Annotated in this window: 19 protein-coding genes; 12 read left to right on the top strand and 7 right to left on the bottom strand. The window is 67.2% G+C overall.

Annotated elements, in window-relative coordinates; all coding sequences use genetic code 11:
• Positions 1–10 precede the first annotated feature (10 nt).
• The 5 genes from lpxA to AC06FB_RS15230 all read left to right on the top strand — a co-directional run bounded on the left by lpxA (position 11) and on the right by AC06FB_RS15230 (position 7,638).
• Positions 11–802 (top strand): acyl-ACP--UDP-N-acetylglucosamine O-acyltransferase, encoded by a 792-nt coding sequence (gene lpxA, locus AC06FB_RS15250; protein WP_053519894.1) that lies wholly within the window; start codon positions 11–13, stop codon positions 800–802.
• Entirely contained in the window at positions 799–2,058 is a 1,260-nt protein-coding gene (gene lpxB / locus AC06FB_RS15245; RefSeq protein ID WP_053519895.1) for a lipid-A-disaccharide synthase, read from the top strand. The genes lpxA and lpxB overlap by 4 nt, the downstream gene beginning before the upstream one ends.
• Positions 2,055–2,771 carry a ribonuclease HII gene (locus tag AC06FB_RS15240; RefSeq protein WP_478053858.1) on the top strand — a complete coding sequence of 239 codons (717 nt, stop codon included), beginning with the start codon at positions 2,055–2,057 and terminating at the stop codon, positions 2,769–2,771. The genes lpxB and AC06FB_RS15240 overlap by 4 nt, the downstream gene beginning before the upstream one ends.
• Before the next feature lie 163 nt (positions 2,772–2,934).
• Complete coding sequence (dnaE, locus tag AC06FB_RS15235) at positions 2,935–6,528, top strand: DNA polymerase III subunit alpha (RefSeq protein ID WP_478053857.1); 3,594 nt, start codon at positions 2,935–2,937, stop codon at positions 6,526–6,528.
• A gap of 150 nt (positions 6,529–6,678) precedes the next feature.
• On the top strand, positions 6,679–7,638 hold the full coding sequence (locus AC06FB_RS15230; protein WP_053519898.1) for an acetyl-CoA carboxylase carboxyltransferase subunit alpha: 960 nt from the start codon (positions 6,679–6,681) through the stop codon (positions 7,636–7,638).
• A gap of 118 nt (positions 7,639–7,756) precedes the next feature.
• Here the strand turns inward: AC06FB_RS15230 and AC06FB_RS15225 are convergent, their stop codons facing one another.
• Together AC06FB_RS15225 and AC06FB_RS15220 are read right to left on the bottom strand one after the other, a co-directional pair.
• Positions 7,757–10,132 (bottom strand): autotransporter family protein, encoded by a 2,376-nt coding sequence (locus AC06FB_RS15225; RefSeq protein ID WP_478053856.1) that lies wholly within the window; start codon positions 10,130–10,132, stop codon positions 7,757–7,759.
• A gap of 231 nt (positions 10,133–10,363) precedes the next feature.
• Positions 10,364–10,819 carry a CopD family protein gene (locus tag AC06FB_RS15220; protein WP_053519905.1) on the bottom strand — a complete coding sequence of 152 codons (456 nt, stop codon included), beginning with the start codon at positions 10,817–10,819 and terminating at the stop codon, positions 10,364–10,366.
• A 144-nt stretch (positions 10,820–10,963) separates the two neighbouring features.
• Between AC06FB_RS15220 and AC06FB_RS15215 the strand changes: the two genes are divergently transcribed.
• Both AC06FB_RS15215 and AC06FB_RS15210 read left to right on the top strand, forming a co-directional pair.
• Positions 10,964–11,554 carry a class I SAM-dependent DNA methyltransferase gene (locus AC06FB_RS15215; protein ID WP_478053855.1) on the top strand — a complete coding sequence of 197 codons (591 nt, stop codon included), beginning with the start codon at positions 10,964–10,966 and terminating at the stop codon, positions 11,552–11,554.
• A 93-nt stretch (positions 11,555–11,647) separates the two neighbouring features.
• Positions 11,648–12,952: a polyhydroxyalkanoate depolymerase gene (locus tag AC06FB_RS15210; protein WP_053519900.1), complete on the top strand. Its 1,305-nt coding sequence runs from the start codon at positions 11,648–11,650 to the stop codon at positions 12,950–12,952.
• 111 nt (positions 12,953–13,063) lie between these two features.
• Here the strand turns inward: AC06FB_RS15210 and AC06FB_RS15205 are convergent, their stop codons facing one another.
• Both AC06FB_RS15205 and AC06FB_RS15200 read right to left on the bottom strand, forming a co-directional pair.
• Positions 13,064–14,053, bottom strand: coding sequence for a sensor domain-containing protein (locus tag AC06FB_RS15205; RefSeq protein ID WP_478053854.1), 990 nt, complete (start codon positions 14,051–14,053; stop codon positions 13,064–13,066).
• Positions 14,050–14,415 (bottom strand): PadR family transcriptional regulator, encoded by a 366-nt coding sequence (locus tag AC06FB_RS15200; protein WP_111185797.1) that lies wholly within the window; start codon positions 14,413–14,415, stop codon positions 14,050–14,052. Before AC06FB_RS15200 ends, AC06FB_RS15205 begins: the two co-directional genes overlap by 4 nt.
• Positions 14,416–14,551: 136 nt before the next feature.
• On the opposite strand from AC06FB_RS15200, the gene AC06FB_RS15195 reads away from it, so the two are divergent.
• Positions 14,552–15,454, top strand: a complete 903-nt coding sequence (locus tag AC06FB_RS15195) for a peptidylprolyl isomerase (protein WP_478053853.1) — start codon at positions 14,552–14,554, stop codon at positions 15,452–15,454.
• 13 nt (positions 15,455–15,467) lie between these two features.
• Positions 15,468–15,800, top strand: a complete 333-nt coding sequence (locus AC06FB_RS15190; protein ID WP_478053852.1) for a hypothetical protein — start codon at positions 15,468–15,470, stop codon at positions 15,798–15,800.
• 237 nt (positions 15,801–16,037) lie between these two features.
• Here AC06FB_RS15190 and AC06FB_RS15185 read toward each other — a convergent pair whose 3' ends face one another.
• Positions 16,038–16,910 (bottom strand): DMT family transporter, encoded by an 873-nt coding sequence (locus AC06FB_RS15185; RefSeq protein ID WP_065174688.1) that lies wholly within the window; start codon positions 16,908–16,910, stop codon positions 16,038–16,040.
• A gap of 115 nt (positions 16,911–17,025) precedes the next feature.
• On the opposite strand from AC06FB_RS15185, the gene AC06FB_RS15180 reads away from it, so the two are divergent.
• The gene (locus AC06FB_RS15180) at positions 17,026–17,970 is read left to right on the top strand and encodes a LysR substrate-binding domain-containing protein (protein WP_180875677.1); all 945 of its coding nucleotides are present in this window, start codon (positions 17,026–17,028) and stop codon (positions 17,968–17,970) included.
• A gap of 71 nt (positions 17,971–18,041) precedes the next feature.
• Entirely contained in the window at positions 18,042–18,335 is a 294-nt protein-coding gene (locus tag AC06FB_RS15175; protein ID WP_053518791.1) for a hypothetical protein, read from the top strand.
• Between the two features lie 33 nt (positions 18,336–18,368).
• Here the strand turns inward: AC06FB_RS15175 and AC06FB_RS15170 are convergent, their stop codons facing one another.
• Both AC06FB_RS15170 and AC06FB_RS15165 read right to left on the bottom strand, forming a co-directional pair.
• Positions 18,369–19,166 carry a DUF4349 domain-containing protein gene (locus tag AC06FB_RS15170; protein ID WP_231107709.1) on the bottom strand — a complete coding sequence of 266 codons (798 nt, stop codon included), beginning with the start codon at positions 19,164–19,166 and terminating at the stop codon, positions 18,369–18,371.
• On the bottom strand, positions 19,163–19,519 hold the full coding sequence (locus AC06FB_RS15165; protein WP_053518787.1) for a GFA family protein: 357 nt from the start codon (positions 19,517–19,519) through the stop codon (positions 19,163–19,165). Before AC06FB_RS15165 ends, AC06FB_RS15170 begins: the two co-directional genes overlap by 4 nt.
• 112 nt (positions 19,520–19,631) lie before the next feature.
• On the opposite strand from AC06FB_RS15165, the gene AC06FB_RS15160 reads away from it, so the two are divergent.
• Positions 19,632–21,440 (top strand): DUF885 domain-containing protein, encoded by a 1,809-nt coding sequence (locus tag AC06FB_RS15160; protein WP_111185803.1) that lies wholly within the window; start codon positions 19,632–19,634, stop codon positions 21,438–21,440.
• The last annotated feature ends 49 nt before the right edge of the window (positions 21,441–21,489 follow it).

Genomic DNA, 21,489 nt, shown 5'->3' with positions numbered 1-21,489 from the left:
GGAGCCAGGAATGACTGACAACGCCCCACGGATCCACCCCACCGCCGTCATCGACCCGTCCGCCCGGCTGGCCGACGATGTGCAGGTCGGTGCCTTCACCCTGATCGGTGCCGATGTGGACATCGGCGCAGGCACGGTCGTCGGCCCACACTGCAGCATTCTCGGACCGACCCGGATCGGCCGCGACAACCGCTTCATCGGCCACGCAGCCATCGGCGGCGAGCCGCAGGACAAGAAGTTCGCCGGTGAACGCACCGAACTGGTGATCGGCGACCGCAACGTGTTCCGCGAGTTCGTCACCGTCAACCGCGGTACCGGCGGCGGCGGTGGCATCACCACGATCGGTGACGACAACTGGATGCTGGCCTATACGCATGTGGCACACGACTGCCACGTCGGCAACGCCTGCGTGTTCTCCAACAACACCACGCTGGCCGGCCACGTCACTGTCGGCGACTACGTGATCATCAGCGGCTTCGCCGGTGCCCACCAGTTCTGCCGCATCGGCGCCCACGCCTTCCTCGGCATGGGTGCGCTGACCAACGGCGATGTTCCGCCGTTCACCATGGTGGGCTCCGATTCGCTGGGCCGCCCGCGCGGCATCAACAGTGAAGGCCTGAAGCGCCGCGGTTTCGATGCCGAACGCATCTCCGCCATCAAGCGTGCCTACCGGACCCTGTACGTGGCCGGCCTGCCGCTGGCCGAAGCCAAGCAGCAGCTGGTGGAACAGGCGCGCGACAGCGAGGACGTGAAGTCCATGCTGGAGTTCATCGAACACGCAGAGAGGCCCCTGCTGCGATGAGCAGCACGTCCGGCCAGGCGCCGGCCGGCGCCGCTGTCATTCCGCTGGCCTCCCTGGCCGGCAGCGTGCCTGCACAGCGGGTGCTCAGCGAGCGGCCGCTGCGGATCGCACTGGTGGCCGGTGAGGCCTCCGGCGACCTGCTCGGTGCCGGCCTGGTGCGCGAGTTGAAGGCCCGCTTCCCGAACGCCGAGTTCGCCGGCATCGGCGGCGATGCCATGCGCAATGCCGGTTGCCAGACCTGGCACGACGCCAGCGAACTGGCGGTGATGGGGCTGACCGAAGTCCTGCGCCACCTGCCGCGCCTGCTGAAGCTGCGCTCGGCCTTCCGCCAGCGCGCGCTCGAGTGGCAGCCGGACGTGTTCATCGGCATCGATGCGCCGGACTTCAACCTGGGCATCGAGCGCTGGCTGAAGCAGCGTGGCGTGCGCACCGTGCATTACGTCAGCCCTTCGGTCTGGGCGTGGCGCGAGAAGCGCGCCGAGAAGATCGGCAACAGTGCCGACCTCGTGCTGTGCCTGTTCCCGATGGAACCCCCCATCTACGCCCGGCACGGAATCGACGCGCGCTTTGTCGGTCATCCGATGGCCGATGACATTCCGCTGCAGGGCAACCGCGACGAAGCCCGTGCCGCGCTGGGCCTGCCGGCCACGGCCAAGGTGCTGGCGGTGCTGCCGGGCAGCCGCCTGGGCGAGATCTCGCGTCTGGGCGAACCGTTCTTCGAGGCCGCGTGGCAGGTTTCCGAACGGATTCCGGGGCTGCACGTCGTGGTGCCTGCCGCCAATGCCGCCTGCCGTCGCCTGATCGAGGAACAGCTGTCGCGTTCGGCGCTGCCGGTCGCCTACTCGCATGTGCTTGATGGCCAGGCCCGCGACGCCATGATCGCCGCCGACGTGGTGGTGCTCGCCTCCGGTACCGCGACCCTGGAAGCCATGCTGGTGAAGCGGCCGATGGTGGTCGGCTATCGCGTCAACGAACTGACTTACCGCCTGGTCAAGGCGCTGGGCCTGATCAAGGTCGACCGCTTCGCCCTGCCCAACATCCTGGCTGGCCAGGACCTGGCACCGGAGCTGATGCAGCACGACTGCACGCCGGACAAGCTGGCCGCCGCCATCCAGCAGTGGTTCGACCATCCGCAACGGGCCGCCGACCTGCAGGGAACCTATTCGCGCCTGCATGAACGCCTGCGCCGCAATGCCTCGGCACGCGCCGCCGACGCTGTCGGCGAGCTGCTGGTACGCGAGCTGGACAAGGCATGAGCCGCCGCCACGCCGCCGCAGCCAGCCTGGCCCTGTTCGACGGTTCACTGCGGGTTGAACCGGACCGCCTGGTCGCCGGTGTCGATGAGGCCGGCCGTGGCCCGCTGGCCGGGCCGGTCGCCGTCGCGGCGGTGGTATTCGATCCTGCCCGCCCGCGCATCAACGGCCTGGATGACTCCAAGCAGCTCACCGCCGCGCGCCGCGAGCAGCTGTACGACCGCATCCTCGACCGCGCCCTGGCCTGGCATGTGGTGCTGGTGGACGTGGCAGCGATCGACCGCCTGAACATCTACCAGGCCACCCTGCAGGGCATGCGCGACGTGGTGGCGGCCGTGGCCCATGTGGCCGGCTTCGCCCGCATCGACGGCAACGTGGTTCCGAAGGGGCTGGTGCTGCCGGCGCAGGCGCTGGTCGGTGGCGATGGCATCGACCGCGCGATCATGGCGGCCTCGATCCTGGCCAAGGTGTCGCGCGACCGGTACATGCAGGACCTGCACCTACAGCATCCGCACTACGGTTTCGACCAGCACAAGGGCTACGGCACTCCGGCCCACCTGGCGGCACTGCGTGAACACGGCCCCTGTGGCGAGCACCGGCGCAGTTTCGCCCCGGTGCGTGAATGCCTGGAAAACCCGGCGGCACCATGCGCCCACATTGCCGTGGTCGCGCCGGGCCATGCCCGGCGGCATCGTGCGCCCACATTGCCGCGGTAGCGCCGGGCCGTGCCCGGCGGCATGTTCGCGCAATCGACGCGCCGTCAAGAGCTTGTCGCCTCCCCCTGCCCTCGCTACCCTGACCGGGCATTCCAGCGCTTCCCGACCCCGGCGACGAACTCCCGTCGGCACCCGGGGCCCCCGCGCTCCAACCTGGTCCGGCATGTCCAACTCCCGCTTCGTACATCTCCACGTCCACACCGAGTTCTCGCTGGCGGACTCGACCATCCGTGTGCCGGCCAAGCCGGACCAGGCCGACCCGAAGAAGGCCAAGCAGGCCAACCTGCTGTCACGCTCGGTCGAGCTGGGCCTGCCCGCGCTGGCGGTGACCGACCTCAACAATCTGTTCGCCCTGATCAAGTTCTACAAGGCAGCCGAAGGCGTGGGCATCAAGCCGATCGCCGGCGCCGACGTGATGATCGCCGAGGAGGGCCAGGACCCGTGGCGGATGACCCTGCTGTGCCGCGACCGCGAAGGCTACCTGAGCCTGTCACGGCTGCTGACCCGTGCCTGGATGGAGGGCCATCGTCCGGAAGGCGGCGTCGCCGTGCATCCGGACTGGTTGAAGGCGGGCAACGCCAACCTGTTCGCGCTGGCCGGGCGCGAGAGCCTGGCCGGGCGCCTGGCGCTGGACGGCAAGCACGACCTTGCCGAGCAGCATCTGGCCGACTGGCAGCGGGTGTTCGGCGATGGCCTGCACCTGGAGCTGACCCGCACCGGCCGCGATGGCGAGGAGGCCTTCAACCGCTTCGCGCTGATGGCCGCCGGCCAGCGCGGCCTGCCGGTGGTGGCCAGCAACGATGTGCGCTTCCTTGCACCGTCGGACTTCAGCGCGCATGAGGCACGTGTGTGCATCTCGACCGGCCGCGTGCTGGACGATCCCAAGCGGCCGCGCGAGTACAGTGACCAGCAGTACCTGAAGTCGGCCGAGGAGATGTGCGCGCTGTTCGCCGACATCCCCGATGCGATCGACAACACGCTGGCGCTGGCCGAGCGCTGCAACATCGAGATGCGGCTGGGCACCTACTTCCTGCCCAACTACCCGGTGCCGGACGACGAGACCCTGGATACCTGGATCCAGAAGATGTCGCGCGACGGCCTGGAAGAACGCCTGCAGAAGAACCCGCTGGCGCCGGGCAAGACCCGCGAGGAGTACTTCGAGCGCCTCGAATTCGAGCTCGATACCATCATCAAGATGGGTTTCCCCGGCTATTTCCTGATCGTGGCCGACTTCATCCAGTGGGGCAAGAACCAGGGCATCCCGATCGGCCCGGGCCGTGGTTCCGGTGCCGGTTCGCTGGTGGCGTGGGCGTTGAAGATCACCGACCTGGATCCGCTGCCCTACAACCTGCTGTTCGAGCGGTTCCTGAATCCGGAACGCGTGTCGATGCCCGACTTCGACATCGATTTCTGCATGGACCGCCGCGACGAAGTGATCGACTACGTCGCGCGAAAATACGGACGCGAACGCGTCAGCCAGATCATCACCTACGGCACCATGGCCGCCAAGGCCGTGGTGCGCGATTCCGGCCGTGTGCTCGGTTTCCCCTATGGCCTGGTTGACGGCGTCTCCAAGCTGATCCCGAACATCCTCGGCATCCACCTGAAGGATGCGCTCGGCAAGGGCAAGGAAGGCCCGAGCTCGGAGATGGCATCGGCCGAGCTGATCCAGCGTTACGAAACCGAAGACGATGTCCGTGACCTGATCGATCTGGCGCTGCAGCTTGAAGACCTCACCCGCAACGCCGGCAAGCACGCCGGTGGCGTGGTGATCGGCCCCGAGCCGCTGAGCGAGTTCTGCCCGCTGTACGCCGAACACGACGAGAACGGCATCGGCAAGAATCCGGTCACCCAGTTCGACAAGAACGACGTCGAAGAAGTGGGCCTGGTGAAGTTCGACTTCCTTGGCCTGCGCACGCTGACCATCATCGACTGGGCAGTGAAGGCGATCAACAAGCGCCACGCGCGCGCCGGCATTCCGCCGGTGGACATCGCGGCGATCCCGCTGGACGACGCGCCGACCTACAAGGACATCTTCGCCAACGGCAACACCGGTGCGGTCTTCCAGTTCGAATCCTCCGGCATGCGCCGCCTGCTGAAGGACGCACGCCCCGACCGTTTCGAAGACCTGATCGCGCTGGTGTCGCTGTACCGCCCCGGCCCGATGGACCTGATTCCGTCCTTCAACGCGCGCAAGCACGGGCAGGAAGAGATCATCTATCCCGATCCGCGCACCGAAGCCATCCTCAAGGACACCTACGGCATCATGGTGTACCAGGAGCAGGTGATGCAGATGGCGCAGATCGTCGGCGGCTACTCGCTGGGCGGCGCCGACCTGCTGCGTCGTGCGATGGGCAAGAAGGTGCCGGCGGAAATGGCCAAGCACCGCGAGATCTTCCGCGAGGGCGCGGCCAAGGGCGGCGTCGACGGCCCCAAGGCCGACGAGATCTTCGACCTGATGGAGAAGTTCGCCGGCTACGGCTTCAACAAGTCGCACGCCGCTGCCTACGCGCTGGTCAGTTACCAGACCGCGTGGCTCAAGCGCCATTACCCGGCCGAGTTCATGGCGGCCACGCTGTCTTCGGACATGGACAACACCGACAAGGTGGTCGGCTTCCTCGACGAGGTGCGCAACCTCGGCCTGACCGTGCTGCCGCCGAAGGTGAACCAGTCCGCCTTCATGTTCGAGGCAGCCACGCCGGACACCATCCAGTACGGCCTGGGTGCGATCAAGGGTGTCGGCCAGGGTGCCTGCGAAGCGGTGGTGGACGAGCGGCTGCGGGGCGGAAACTACACCGACCTGCTCGATTTCTGTACCCGCGTCGGCTCGGCCAAGCTCAACCGGCGCACCCTGGAAGCGATGATAAACTGCGGCGCACTGGATGAGCTGGGCCGCAACCGCGCCTCGCTGATGCTGCAGCTGCCGGAAGTGATCAAGGCCACCGAGCAGATGGCACGCGAGCGCGCCTCCGGGCAGAACTCGCTGTTCGGTGGGCCGGACCCGAGCGCGGCGACGATCCAGCTGGACCTGCCGGAGGCCGAAGAGTGGCCCCTGCTGCAGCGCCTGAACGGCGAGCGCGACACGCTGGGCTTCTACCTCAGCGGCCATCCATTCGATCCGTGGCGCGACGACGTGCGCGATCTGGTCGGCAACGATCTGGGCGCGGTGGAAAAGATCTGGAGCGCCAGCAGCGGCGGTGGTGGTGGTGGCGGTGAGAAGCGCTGGCGCCCGGAAGTGCAGACCGTGCTGGCCGGCCAGGTGGTCGGCGTTCGCCGCAAGGGCGAAAGCCAGATCTTCATCCAGCTCGAGGACGGGCGTGGACGCGTGGAGTGCAGCGCGTTCTCCGACACCATGGCCGAGTTCGGCCACCTGATGACCAAGGACCGCATCCTGGTGGTCAAGGGCGGCCTGCGTGAAGACGAATTCAACGGTGGCTACGCCCTGCGCATCCGCCAGTGCTGGGATTTCGATGAGGTCTGCGCCAACTACGCTACGCGCCTGTCGCTGCGGCTGGACCTGCGCCAGCAGCGGCCGGTGTGGGAGCGCATCGATGCCCTGCTCGACCGCCATCGCCCCGGCCGCACGCCCCTGCGCCTGGACCTGCTGCTGAAGGGCCCGCACGGCGGTATCGCCGGCATGCTCGACGTGTCCGGACAGAGCGCCGTGCGCATCGACTCGAAGCTGATGGAAGCGCTGCGCGCCGACCCGGCCGTGCGCACCCTGAAGGTGCGCTACAGCCCGCCCTGGGCCAGCTGATCCCGCCCCGCCAGGTCCCGCGTCCAGCTGGCGCGGCCAAGGCAGCGCGCTGCCTGCCGGCCAGCCCCTCCGTACGCTCCAGACAGGGGCGTACGGGGAATTTCACCGGGTTCGGCTACACTTTCCTCCTTCTTTACACGACGGCTTCCGATGAATCCGAACTACCTCGACTTCGAGCAACCCATCGCCGACCTGGAAGCGAAGATCCAGGAGCTGCGCAACGCCAGTGCCGGTCCGGCGGTCAATGTCGAGGCCGAAGTGCACGCGCTGCAGGACAAGCTGCGCATGCGTACCGCACAGATCTTCCGCAACCTGACCTCCTGGCAGGTGCTGCAGCTGGCCCGCCACCCGTCGCGGCCCTACACCGCCGATTACATCCGCATCATCTTCGATGAGTTCCAGGAACTGGCCGGTGATCGCGCCTTTGCCGACGACAAGGCCATCATGGGCGGCCTGGCCCGCATCAATGGCCGCGCGGTGATGGTCATCGGCCACCAGAAGGGCCGCGACACCAAGGAGAAGATCAAGCGCAACTTCGGCATGCCCAAGCCCGAGGGCTACCGCAAGGCGCTGCGCCTGATGAAGATGGCCGAGCGTTTCGGCCTGCCGGTGCTGACCCTGATCGACACCGCCGGCGCCTGGCCGGGCATCGACGCCGAATCGCGCGGCCAGTCCGAAGCGATCGCGCGCAACCTGATGGAAATGGCCGAACTGAAGGTGCCGGTGATCTGCACCGTGATCGGCGAAGGCGGCTCGGGCGGCGCGCTGGCACTGGGCGTGGGCGACCGCACCGTGATGCTGGAGTACGCGGTGTATTCGACCATTACCCCGGAAGGCTGCGCCTCGATCCTGTGGAAGGACGCCGGCAAGGCCAAGGACGCGGCCGAACAGCTGGGCCTGACCGCCCCGCGCCTGAAGAGCCTGGGCCTGGTCGACAAGGTCGTGCGCGAGCCGACCGGCGGCGCCCACCGCAACCCGACGCAGATGGCCCGGCGCCTGAAGGCCGTGCTGCTGAACGAGCTGGACGCGCTGGACAAGCTGTCCACCGGGGAACTGCTGGAGCAGCGCTACAAGCGCCTGCGCAGCTACGGCACCTACGAGGCGGCGTAATCGCTGCTTCCGCTGCACGGTAACGCCTGAAGCCGGGCAATGCCCGGCTTCAGTGCCACATCCGTGTGGCGATACGTCCCTGTTCCTGCGCGTACGGGCCCGCCGTACGCCGATCTGCTTACCAGTTGTAGGACATGCCCAGCGTGGCGCTGACTTCGCGGTAGCCGGAGTCACCGCGGCTCACGTCCAGACCGCCCCAGCCCGTCCAGCCCTTGGTGAATTCCACCCGCGCGCCTGCACCCAGCGCGTAGCGGTTGCGCGGCGCGTCGCTGTCCATGGCCACGTCATCGAACGCCATGCCACCCGTGCGGGCGTCGCGATACCAGTTGGCGGTCAGGTACGGGGTCACCACGGCGCCATGCGTGCTGGTCGATTCCGCTTCCAGGCGCAGGCCGAGGCGGCCGGACAGGCCACTTTCGCCCAGGCCACGCACCACGGTGCCGTTCTGCTCGGTATGTCGATCCGTGCTGACGTTGGTGTAGACCAGCTGCAGCTCCGGCTGCAGGCTGACCCTGCTGTCGCCCAGCGTGCCGACGCCGAAGCGGTAACCCGCCTCCAGCGAACCCTGCCACAGGTCGCTGTCGTAGCGCTCCGCGGCCAGGCCATCGCCTTCCACCCGGTTGTTGAAGCGGCCGTGCTGCACCCAGCTGTCCACATAGGCACGACCAGTGTTCCAGCTGCCGTACACCCCTGCGGCCACGCCGGCGACCTTGCCGCGTGCCGCAAAGCCGGTCAGCGCCGAGGTGCTGGTGCTGTCAGCACGCCCACTACCGAGCATCACGCCCAGGCGGCCACGCCCTTCATCGAACAGCCCCACGTCTGCGCCCACCTGCACCACATGGCGCTGCGTGCGCAGATCCAGCTGCTCCTGCATGGCCCCCAGGCGCGCCTGCTGGCTGTCCACGCGTGCCCAGCCGTGCACACCCTCGGCAACGGCCGCATTGCCGTCGCGATCACTGCGCTGCAGGCGGAACAACTGCCCTGCGGCGTACTGGTTGGCCAGGTACGCGCCGGTCTCCGGGCGCAGCACCGGCTTCGGATCCGGATTGATCGGACCGGTCGGGTCGCAGTCGGGCAGCGACGGATCCAGGTCACAGGGATCCGGCGGCGTCACCGGCAGTTCCGAACGCAGGTACCAGTTGCCGTCGGCCTCATCCTTGAACAGGAAGTACTCGTACTGCCCGCCGACCGCACGGCCGACCAGGTCGAACTGCGCGTCGGACGCGCCGTTGATCTCGATCAGCTCGATGCCCTTGTCGGTCTGCGCGCCCTGGCCGCCGGCATTGAGCACGCGCACATTGGCCTGGCCGGTCGCATCACCGGCAATCACCAGGCGGTCGGTCTGCGAGTCGTCCTCACCAAGCACCGTGTTGAATACCAGCGTGCCGCCGTTACCGACGAACTCGTCCAGGGACAGCGTGTTGAAGCCGCCCGCGCCGTCGCCCAGCTTGACCATGCTGCCCGCATCCAGCTGCAGACGGCCGACACTGCTGTCGCCGGTCAGCTGCCAGGTGCTCTGCTCCCCCACCGCCACCGAGCTCGCATCGACGATGCGGCCGATCAGCGTGGCGCGGTTGCGCAGCGAGACATCCAGCTGGCCCGTGTAGGAGGCGCGATCGGCAATGATGTCGCCGGTCAGCGCCGCGTTCTCCACGTTGAAGCGCACCGCGGCGTTGCCGACCTGCCCTTCCTCGCCGTGCTTGACCAGCAGCAGCGTGCCGTCACCGGCAATCAGGCGCGCACCGTTGCGGATGTTGATCTCGGCGGATTCGCCGTCGACGTCGGCATCGGGATTGACCCAGATCGCCGGGCCGGTCTGCGACTCCAGGGTGGAATTGTCGACGTTCAACACCGGGTTGTCCGCACCCCGATATTCGAAGTACATGACGGCGCCGTTGCGGCTGGCCCGGATCGTCGAACCGTTGACGATGTCAGCCCTGCCCGCGCCCATACTCAGACCGACGTTGTGGTACCAGGCAGTGCTGTCGCGGTGTGCCACCGCCAGGTGGGAATTGTCCATCAGAAGGTACACGTCGCCCTGTCCACCGCGGCGGTCCGGGTACAAGGCGATGGCACCACCGATGGAATCGATCCGCGTGTTGTAGAGGCGTGCCGACGAATCGACCGAGATGTTGAACTGGGTCATGCCCAGATCGAAACGGCTGTCCCGCGCGATCAGGCTGGAACCCGATTGCACGTGAATGTTCTGATTGGCATTGCGGACCAGCACATCCGCACGCGTGAGCACGACATTGGAGCCGTAGGTCGCATTGATGCCGTAAGTGGACGCGTCGGTCACCGTCAGGTTGGACCCATTGGTCACGTGCCACGCCTCGATCGGATCCCCCTGCACCACCTCGTGGTCCTCGTCGTTGAGGTTGCCGGCCAACGCGTGCTGCGCCAACGGCAGGGCCAGTGCCAGCAGCAGGCACTGCGAGAGCGGACGCAGGGCAAGGGAATGCCCGCCTGCGGCGGAACGATGGGCATGTTTCATGATGGATCTCCAGAGGGGGGCACGTAAGCGGCACAGCGTGCGTGCAGTACCTCGCAATCCAGCCTGTGCCCACGTGGAGCGATGGCGGGACTGCTGCAGGCAGCCGCTGTGTCGAAGGCGCGCAGTATCTGGAGACGCACGGGCGGGGCCCATGCAATTTGTTGCAAGGCGCGCCGCGCCGCTCGTCAGGTTACGCGGCGATTCATCTGGAGGTGCGCGATGTGCGCCGGCTCAGAAGGGTTTGGCCAGCACCAGCCAGACGATCGGAATGAAGGCCAGCAGCGGGATTTCGTTGATCCAGCGCAGCGCGCGCGAGGACGGCAGAGGCCGGCCCTTGGCGACGCCCTTGAGCAGGCGGCCGGTCCAGCCGAAGTAGACCAGCAGCAGCACCACCAGGCCGAGCTTGGCATGCAGCCAGCCGGCACCGCCCGGCGCGACCATCGTCGGGAAGTCCGGAATGACCCGGTAGCCCAGCCACAACACCAGTCCCAGGACGAAGGCCAGGCCGAACATCGAGTGGCCGAAACGGTACAGACGCAGGCCCATCAGCTGCAGGCGCTCGACCACTGCGGGTTGTCCCGCCGCCTCGGCCAGGTTCACCAGGATGCGCGGCAGATAGAACACCGTCGCCATCCACGCCACCACGAACACGATGTGGAAGGTCTTGACCCAGTAGTAGCTCTGCATGCGCTCGCTCCAGCGGCTGGCGTAGGTGGCGGCCATTCTCGCATGGCGTGCCGGTGTACCGGCTGCGGTCGGCGCGACCGATCGACGCACGGCGAGCGGCAACGCCGTACGATAGGCGCCGTTTTCAACGAAACCTCCTTCTGCGTGGACAAGACCTACGACGCCGCCTACTTCCAGCGCTGGTACCGCCGGGCCGACATCGGCGGCAGCGCCCGCCTCGCCCGCAAGGTGGCAGTGGCGGTGGCCACTGCCGAGTACTACCTGGAGCGGCCGATCCGCAGCGTGCTGGACATCGGCTGCGGCGAGGGGGCCTGGCGCGCGCCGCTGCGGAAACTGCGTCCGAAGGTCGAGTATCTGGGCTTCGACAGCAGCGAGTACGCTGTGCGTCGCTATGGCCGGACCCGCAACCTGCATCTGGCCCGCTTCGGCGACTTCGCCTGGCTGCGGCCGTGCGCGCCGGTGGACCTGCTGGTCTGCTCGGACGTGATGCATTACGTGCCCGACCGCGAGCTGCGCGCCGGCCTGGCGGGCGTGGCCGAGCTGACCGGCGGCATCGCGTTCCTGGAGACCTTCGCAGCCGAGGACGCGTTCGAGGGCGACCATGAGGGCTTCCAGTCCCGCCCGGCAGGCTGGTATCGCCGGACGCTGGCCCGGCACGGCCTGCAGCCGGCAGGGTCGCACTGCTGGCTCGGCCCCGCCCTGGCAGGCGATGCGGCCGCGCTGGAACGGATGTGAATCCGGATTCATTATTTTGAGCCAACTTAACCTGCGGGACACCCGGATGGGATATGCTGCGCGGCAACATATGACCATACATATTCGGTCGTCATGCTCTATCAACTGCACGAACTGACCCGCAACCTGCTCGCCCCCTGGGTGCACCAGGCCCAGGCCAACGCCAAGTTCTTCGCCAATCCCGGCCACTGGTGGTCGCAGATGCCGGGTGCCGAACGCCTGGCGGCGGTCAACGAACTGTTCCATCGCATCGGCAAGGATTACGAGAAGCCCGAGTGGGGCATCAACGAAATCGAGGTCGAAGGCGAGCGCGTGCCGATCGTCGTGCACGAGGAAGTGAGCAAGCCGTTCTGCAAGCTGCTGCGCTTCAAGCGTCACAGCAACGAAGCCGACCAGCTGCACACCATGCTCAACCAGCCCTTCGTGCTGGTGGTGGCGCCGCTGTCCGGCCATCACGCCACGCTGCTGCGCGATACCGTGCGCACGCTGCTGCGCGACCATCGTGTCTACGTCACCGACTGGGTCGATGCGCGCATGGTTGCGGCCAGCGAAGGTGATTTCGGCCTGGACGACTACATCGCCTACATCCAGGAGTTCATCCGCCACCTTGGCGTCGAGCGCCTGCACGTGGTCAGCGTGTGCCAGCCGACCGTACCGGTGCTGGCCGCAGTGTCACTGATGGCCAGCCGTGGCGAGCCCACCCCGCGCACGCTGGTGATGATGGGCGGTCCGATCGACGCACGCTGCAGCCCCACCGCGGTGAACAATCTGGCGACCCAGAACCCGCTGTCCTGGTTCGAGAACAACGTCATCCACAGCGTGCCGGCCGGCTACCCCGGTGCAGGCCGTCGCGTGTACCCGGGTTTCCTGCAGCACGCCGGCTTCCTGTCGATGAATCCCAGCCGCCATTTCAGCTCGCACTGGGACTTCTACGCCGACCTGGTCAAGGGCGATCTGGAAGATGCCGACGCGCACCGCCGCTTCTATGATGAGTACAACGCGGTGCTGGACATGCCTGCCAGGTACTACCTGGACACCATCCGCGTGGTCTTCCAGGACTTCCTGCTGCCGCGCGGAGAGTGGGTGGTCAACGGCGAAAAGGTCGACCCTTCGGCGATCCGCGATACCGCGCTGCTGAGCATCGAAGGCGAACTGGACGATATCGCGGGCCTCGGCCAGACCGAAGCTGCGCAGGCGCTGTGTACGGGCATCCCGGCCGAGCGCCGCGAGCATTTCATCGTCGAAGGTGCCGGCCATTACGGCATCTTCAGCGGCCGCCGCTGGCGCGAGGTGGTGTACCCGAAGGTACGCGACTTCTTCGCAGCGCACGCAGAAGCGCCAGCGGCAAAAGCGAAGAAGAAGAGCAACGTCACCCCGCTGCGCCGCAAGGCGGGCTGACCCCGCGCCGGGGGTCGGATCCCTTTCCAACAGAAAGGGCTCTGACCCCGGCACCCCGCTCGAACGGAGTCAGAGCCCTGTTCTGCGAACAGGGATCCGACCCCTCGTCGCTTACAGGCGCACCAGCAGGTTCTTGGCGATCAGGCCATGCAGCCTGCCGATGCCGCGTGCCAGGTGCAGCGTCAGCAGTAGCAGCAGGGCACCCGCCGCGGCGACCACGATCCCGACCAGCGGCGAGGCAGCCATCGGCAGCACGTTCACGCCATCAACGTACACGCCCGGGATTTCCCCGCTGAAGATCGCTGCCACCGGCGCCCAGATCAGTCCCAGCGACAGCGACAGCAGCGTCACCGCGATGGTGAAGTAGACGATGCCCAAGGGCAGCATCAGCACGAAGTACAACAGGGTCAGCCAGGTGCGGCCGTCCGTGAACATGTCGCCGATACGCTGCAGCCAACTGCGGCTGCGGTCGGTATAGCGCGGCCGCCGCGGCATGCGCTCGCCCAGCAGCGCCTCGACCAGGCGCCCCTCCAGCAGTGCCAGCCCGCGCACCGAACCGAAGAACAGCACGGTCAACGGCACGCCGATGATCAGGATCAGCAGGCCGAGCGACAGCGACAGGCCGGTCACCACCCAGGTGAAGAAGAAGATGCCGGTGGCCAGCGACAGCAGCATGTAGAACAGCGCGCCATAGGTGTGCGGATCGGCCACCACGCCAAAGAAGCGCGACAGCAGAGAGCGCGGCCGCGGCACCGGCGGTGCCGCGGCCGGTTCCACACCACTGGCCTCGGCTGCCACACGCAGCACCGGCGCGGTGTCGGCGCGCGGCGTGCGCAATGCGCGGTTCACGGTGACTTCCGTTTCGCGGTAGATCTCCGCCACTTCATCGGGCGCACCGTAGCTGCCGGCCACATCGGCAATCACCTCCGCCTCGCTGCGACCGGGCTGGGCGGCCAGCTCGGAACGCAGGTATTCCTCGGCGTCATACAGCGCGTCCTGCACCATCGCCGGATCGGCGCCCTGCAGCGCCTCGCGCAGTTGCGCCAGGTACTGCGGGATGGTGGTCGGCAGGGCGCGGCCTGCCAGGCTCGGGTCGTTCATTGCGGTACCCCCTCCAACACGGAATCGACGGAATCACGGGTGGCCTGCCAGGCCTGGCGCCACTGCGCCAGCACTTCGCGGCCACGGTCATTGATGCGGTAGTAGCGCCGGGGCGGCCCGCTGCTGGAGGGCTCGACATGGCTCTCCAGCAGGCCGCCGCTCTCCAGGTTGCGCAGCACCGGGTACAGCGCGCTCTGCTTGCCACTCAGCACGCCCTCGCCCACGCGCTCCAGCTCCTTGGCGATGAGGTACCCGTACAGCGGCTCGCCGGTACGGGCCAGCACCGCCAGCAGGGCCAGCGACACGGTTCCGGCGCTGAGCTCCTTCTGGAACTTCTTCAGGTGGATGTCGTCTTCCGACATGCCCGGCCCTCCACTACGTTGAAGTCCACAGTAGTGCGAAGTTCGGTATAGCGAATGTGTCGTTAGTCATCCTGCCGGTTGGCGTGGCCCTGCGGCTCGCGCAGAATCGAGGGCTCGTTCATGTTCCGGGGTTTCCATGCCGCACCGTCGTCGCCTTGCCCTGACCGCCCTCGCCCTGGCCTGCCTGTTGCCCTCGCTGGCCAGCGCAGCGACGCCCTACCGCAGCCCGCAGCAGATCCTTGACGCCTCGGCCGCCAGCGATTGGCGCACCCCCGACCCGGCCAACCTGCTGTACATGGATCTGCCTGCCGGCCGGGTGATCATCGAACTGGCGCCCCAGTTCGCACCACGCCATGTCGCCAACATCCAGACGTTCGCCCACGAGCACTTCTGGGACGGCACCAGCATCTACCGTTCCCAGGACAACTTCGTCGTGCAGTTCGGCGATGCCGACGCCGATGACCCGGCCAAGGCCAGGCCGTTCGGCAATGGCGCGCGCAAGCTGCCGGCCGAGTTCGAGCGTGCCAGCGCCGGCCTGAAGGTGAGCGTGCTGCCGGACCGCGATGGCTGGGCGGCGCAGACCGGTTTCGTCGATGGCTTCCCGGTCGGACAGGATCCGCAGGCCGGCAAGGCCTGGCTGGCGCACTGCTACGGCATGCTGGGGGCCGGTCGCAACAACGACGAGGACAGCAGCATCGGTGCCGAACTGTACGTGGTGACCGGGCAGTCGCCACGTCAGCTGGACCGCAACATCACCCTGGTCGGTCGCGTCCTGAAGGGCATGGAACTGCTCAGCGCGATCCCGCGCGGCCCGGCGCCGATGGGCTTCTATGAAGACCCGAAACTGCGCACGCCGATCATTTCGATCCGCCGTGCCGGCGACGTGGCGGCCGCCGAACGCACGCCGATCCAGGTGTTGCGTACTGATTCAAAGACTTTCGCCGATACGGTGGAGGCGCGACGCAATCGCGTGGATGATTTCTACAAGCGTCCGGCTGGGCATATCGATCTGTGCAATGTTCCGGTGCCGGTGCGGTGATGGGTTCCTGCACGTGACCCGTGCTGAAGGTGCTTCACTGTTCATGGGCGTCACTTTTCTTTGTACGCAAAGAAAAGTAACCAAAAGAAACGTTCCGCCGACCGCGAGCCGATGCGCGTTGCGCATCGGTACCCTGCGCTCCTCGGCCCGTCGAGGGACGGCGCGGGAACTCGCTGCGCTCAGACACCCGCGCCTCTTCGCCCTCGCCGGACCTGCGGTGCTCGGCTCGCTCAAGGCGGACCCAGATCAAAGTCCACAGCTGCACCCAGCAGATCCACGTCAAGCGTGGATGCTGTTGCTGTTGCTGTTGCTGTTGCTGGTGATCTTGACCTTCAGTCCGCCTTGAGCGAGCCGAGCATCGCAGGGGAATCAGGGGCGGAGAGGTGCCGATGTCTGAGCGCAGCGAGTTCGGCACCGTCCCCTGATTCACCGAGAAGCGCAGGGGACCGACGTGCGAAGCACGGCGGCTCGCGGCTTGGCGGCGCGTTTCTTTTGGTTACTTTTCTTTTCGCGCGAAAAGAAAAGTAACGCCCATGAACAGTGAAGCACCTTCAGCACGCGCCACGCGCAAAACGCCAACGCCTCAGCCCTTCTGACTCACCGCCACGCTACCCAGAATCAACGCACCCGCAATCAGCATCTGCAGCGTCACCGGCTCACCCAGGAACAACCACGCGAACGCCGCACCGAACAGTGGAATCAGGTAGGTCACCGTGGATGCACGCGACGGGCCGATGCGGCCGATCAGACGGTAGAACATCAGGAACGCCAGCCCGGTGCAGGCCACGCCCAAGGCAATCGCCGCGCCCCACGCCTTGAGCGGAATCGCGGCCTGCGGCCAATGGCTCACCGCCATCGGCAGCATCCACAGCGAGGCGCAGGACAGCGTCGCCGCCGCTGCGGCAGCGGACGGCAGGCCTGCCATGTGCCGCTTCACCAGGTTCACCCCCAGTCCGTACAGCAGCGATGCCGCGGCGCCGGCCAGCACGGCCGTGCCGATGCCCAGGCCCGAGACCTTGGCCGTCGCCAGCACCACCACGCCGGCAAAGCCGACCAGCAACGCACCCGCGCGACGCACACCAATCTTCTCGCCGAAGAACAGGAAGGCGATGAGCGCGGCGAACAGGACCGTCATCGCATTGCAGATCGCACCGATCGCCGCCGGTGCGTGCTCGGCGGCGTAGGCGAACAGCACGAACGGCAACGCCGAGTTGACCAGGCCGATCGGCGCCAGCCACAGCCAGCGCCGCGGCGGGAACTGCGCCCGCGCGCGCCACAGGAACGGCAGCAGTACCAGTGCCCCCAGCAGCAGACGCACCTCGACCAGGGCGAACGGGCCGAACGATGGCACCGCCACCCGCATGAACAGGAACGAGCACCCCCAGATGGCGCCCAGCAGGGTCAACTCCAGCGGTGTGCGCCAGTCGCGCTCGGCCGCCTGTGGGACCGCATTCATGCCCTGCCTCCGTCCATCATCCACTCCTCGGTTGGTACAACAGGATCAGACGCAGACGCCCGCCGCACAAGCGCGTAGTATCGCTGCCAGCCACAAGTATGTTTTGAGGCTGGACATGCAGCTACGCCCTTCCCTGCTCCCTGCCCTGGCCGTGTTCGCGGTCGCCGCGCGCCACCAGAACTTCGCCCAGGCTGCGCAGGAACTGCACCTGACCGCCAGCGCGGTCAGCCACCATGTCCGCCGCCTGGAAGAGGTTCTGGAAACCCGCCTGTTCCTGCGCCATGCCCGCGGCGTGCGGCTGACCGCCGAAGGCCGGCAGCTGGCCGACGCGGCCAGTGCGGCGTTCACCGATGTCGCCGCCGTCGCCCACAATCTGCATCCGGATGCGGACAGCGTGCCGCTGCGCATCACCACCCTGCGCTCGCTGTCGTACTGCTGGCTGCTGCCACGCCTGCCGCGCTTCACCCAGGCGCATCCGCACATCCGGGTGGAACTGCACACCGGCAGCGGCCTGGACCGCTACGACGACAACGGACCGGAGGTGGGCATCCGCTATGGCCTGGGCCAGTGGCCGGGGCTGCATGCGCAACACCTGATGGACGACAGCCTGTTCCCGGTCGCCTCGCCGGCGCTGCCGGGCGTGGAAGCCCTGCACGATCCGGCGCGCATCGCCGAACTGCCGCTGCTGACCGATCTCTCGCCGCAGGGCTGGCGCGACTGGTTCCGTCATGCGGGCGTACGCCCGCCCTCGCCGCTGCCGCCGATGCACACCTTCGCCGACAGCACCGATGCGATGCGGGCGGCGGTGTACGGCATGGGTGCGGTGCTGGCGCGCACCCACATCGCCCAACCCTACCTGCAGCGCTACGAGGTGGTGCGGCTGCCCGGGCCCGCCCTGAAGGCCCGCTATGCGTATTACGTGGTGCATGCCGAAGGCCAGCCGCCCAGTCCTGCCGCACGCCTGTTCATCGATTGGCTGCTGGGCCAGGCACAGGACGACCGCACACCGATCCCGGCACTGCCCGACAGTCTGCTCGGCCGCGCGCCCACGCCCGGCTGACCAGGCCCTCACCCGGTCTTTGCCCATCGCTGGCTACGCTGCGGATACCTCCACAACGACCTGCATCTGCCATGGCCCTGCTGCGAATGCGCATTACTGGAACCGAAGACGACGCCCGTGCGATCAGCGACCTGCTGCTGGGCCTGGAAGGCATCGAACATGTCGAGGAAACCGACGATCTGATGCCACACATGGACGACGATGACTCCAGTTCGGCAGGACTGTCCGATGACATCGGTCCGGGCATCCACGAACTGGAGGTGGAGGTGGGCAACGAAAGCACCGCGCAGAAGGTTCGTGACGCGGTGCAGGAGCTTGCGCTGGAGCTGGACGTGTTCGTCGAATACGAGACCGACGAAGGCTGAGCATCGCCGGGCGTGGCCCGGCGAACCCGCGCGTTACGGCGTCCGACGGCGGCGACGCAACCCCGCCCTCACACCCCATCCTGCGATCAATGCCAGTACCGCAACCGGCAGCAATGCAGCCGCCGCACGGATCAGGAAGGCGATACTGGTACTGAGGATGCTGCCAGACTCGCTCAGCGCATCGCCGATCTCGCTGCGGCCGCGCTCGCCGGAGGTGGTACCGAAGTGCAGCGTCAGCAGCTGCGTATCGATGCGGCGACGCTGCTGCGCGGCGTCCTTGCTGGCCTGCTCCACCCCCGCCTCGATCTCCGACAGGCGCGTGCTGATCGCCAGCAGATCCTCGATCTTCAGACCGCCACGGTCCTGGTAGGCGAGCAGGCGTGCGTGTTCCTTCTCCAACCGTGCCTTGGTCAACGCGGTATCGGCCACCTGCTGTGCAAGATCCTCGGCGCGGGTGGTGCGCGACTGCAGTGTGCCGCCCTCGCCCGCCAGGCCGATCAGGGGCTCCACGCCCTTCGGCGCGATGCGCACACGGACCTCGCCGCTGGGCGAATCGCCACTGCGCTGGTCCACCTGCAGCACCGCACAGTCGCCGAACTTCGCACTCTGGCAGGCCTGCGCGACCTGCTGGATGCGCGGCGCGATCGCTTCCGCGTCCAGCTGTACCTGTACGTCGTGTTCATAGGCCAGGAAGGCGCCTTCGGGCGACGCCACGGCTTCGGCTGTGGCACCACCGCCGCCGGCCGCGTGCTCCACCTTCGCGCAGGCCGCCAGGGCCAGCACGAGTGCCGGCACGGTCAATGCGCCCACCCATCCATGCCGGACCGTCACGCTGCGGCTCCGTCGTAGGAGGTCACCGACAGGCCGGCCAGATCGACCTGCGGCAGGCAGCGCACGTTGACCGCCACCATCGCCGCACCGCTGCGCGGATCCACGGCCTCGCTGTACGGTGCAGTGCCGCACTCGCGGCAATGGTGGTGGTCGATGTGGTGCCTGTTGAACTGGTAGGTGGCCACATCGGCTGGATCGGTCTGCAGCTGGAATGCCTCGCGCGGCGCAAACCACAGCAGGCTGCCGCGGCGGCGGCACATCGAGCAGTTGCAGTCGATGACGTCGCTGATCGGGGCCTCGGCCTGCACCGTGAATGCGATCCTGCCGCAATGGCAGCTTCCCTGGTATTCCATGTCCTTTTCTCCGCTGGCGGGTCCGTGTAGGTGCCAATGGTAATCCTATGGCACGGGGACAAAGCAGCCCTGGCGGCCTATGCTCGGGGTTTGACCCCGTACAGGAATGCCGATGCGCCCGCATCTTCTTGCCCTCGCCCTGGTCGCCGCCCTCGCCGGCTGCCAGCAGGCCGACGCCCCGACCGCCGGTTCCACCTCCGCCGCCAGCCAGCAGGCCGGTGACGCGGCAGCCGATGCGGCCTTTGCCGATCTGTCCAAGCGCGCCCTGGACACCTGGATGCAGTTGTCCCCGGTCAGCGCCACCCAGATCGGCGACCACCGCTACGACAGCGAGATCGACGACCTGAGTGCGGCCGGCCAGCAGAAGACTGTCGCCGCCTACAAGGCATTGCTGGGCGAGCTGGACAGGATCGACGTGGCCAAGCTGGGCCGGGAGAACCAGGTCGATGCCGCCATCCTGCGCAACCAGCTGCAGTCGGAAATCTGGAACGCCGAAGTGCTGCAGTCCGGCAAGTGGGATCCGCAGCTGTACAACGGCATCGCCGGCAGCGCGATCTACGGCCTGATGGCACGCGAGTTCGCGCCGCTGCCGGAACGGCTGAAGTCGGCCACCGCGCGCATGGAAAAGCTGCCGGCGATCTTCGCCCAGGCCCGCGAGAACCTCGATCCGGCGCGTGTGCCGAAGATCCATGCCGAGACGGTGGCCAAGCAGAACAAGGGCATTCTCAGCATCGTCGATACCTTCATCACCCCGCATATCGGCGAACTGCCGCAGGCCGACCAGCAGCGCCTGCAGGCCGCCATCGATGGCCTGAAGAAGGCCGTGGACGAGCAGCAGACCTGGCTGGACAAGACCCTCGTGCCGAACGCGAAGGGTGATTTCCGCATCGGTGCGGAGAAGTACGACCAGAAGCTCAAGTTCGCCCTCAGTTCTTCGCTGTCGCGGCAGGAGATCGGTGAGCGCGCGCGTGCCGAGCTCAAGCGCGTGCGCGAGGACATGTACGGCATCGCGCAGACGGTGCTGAAGGACAAGCCGGGCGCGCCGGAGATGCCGGCGCAGCCGACCGACGAGCAGCAGCAGAAGGCCATCGAGGCCGCGCTGGAACTGGCCTACGCCGACAAGCCGGCACGTGACAAGGTGGTCGACGACGCCAAGGCCGCGCTGGACCAGTCCACCGCGTTCGTGCGCGAGCACGACCTGATGACGCTGCCGGATGCGCCGGTGGACATCATCCTGATGCCGGAATTCCAGCGTGGCGTGGCCGTGGCCTACTGCGATTCGCCGGGCCCGCTGGACAAGAACCTGAAGACCTTCTACGCGGTGTCGCCGATTCCCGACGACTGGAACGACAAGCAGGTCGATTCCTTCCTGCGTGAGTACAACTCGCGCATGATCCACCTGCTGAGCATCCATGAGGGCACGCCGGGCCATTACCTGGAAGGCTGGCATTCGGCCAAGTTCCCCTCGACCCTGCGCGCGGTACTGCGTTCGGGCCTGTTCGCCGAAGGCTGGGCGGTCTACACCGAGCGCATGATGCAGGAGCAGGGCTACCTCGACAACGATCCGCTGTTCCACCTGGTGCAGCTGAAGTTCTACCTGCGCACGATCTCCAACGCCATCCTCGACCAGGGCGTGCACGTGGACAACTGGGATCGCGAGAAGGCGATGCACCTGATGACCCACGACGCGTTCCAGCAGGAGAGCGAAGCGGCCGGCAAGTGGGTGCGCGCGCAGCTGACCTCGGCGCAGCTGCCGACCTACTTCGTGGGCGCGCAGGAGCACTTCGACACCCGCAAGGCGATGCAGGACAAGCTGGGCGACACGTTCAACCTGAAGGCCTACCACGACCAGATGCTGTCCTACGGCGCACCGCCGGTGCGCTTCGCCCGCCAGCTGATGCTGGATCAGCCGATCGAGTAAGCGGCTGCGCTGGATGTGGATGATGAACGGCCCGGGCAACCGGGCCGTT

It is taken from the genome of Stenotrophomonas sp. Steno-C15 (assembly GCF_056393265.1).
Note: the sequence above shows the minus strand (reverse complement) of the source record. Positions and strands in the feature narration are given on the sequence as shown.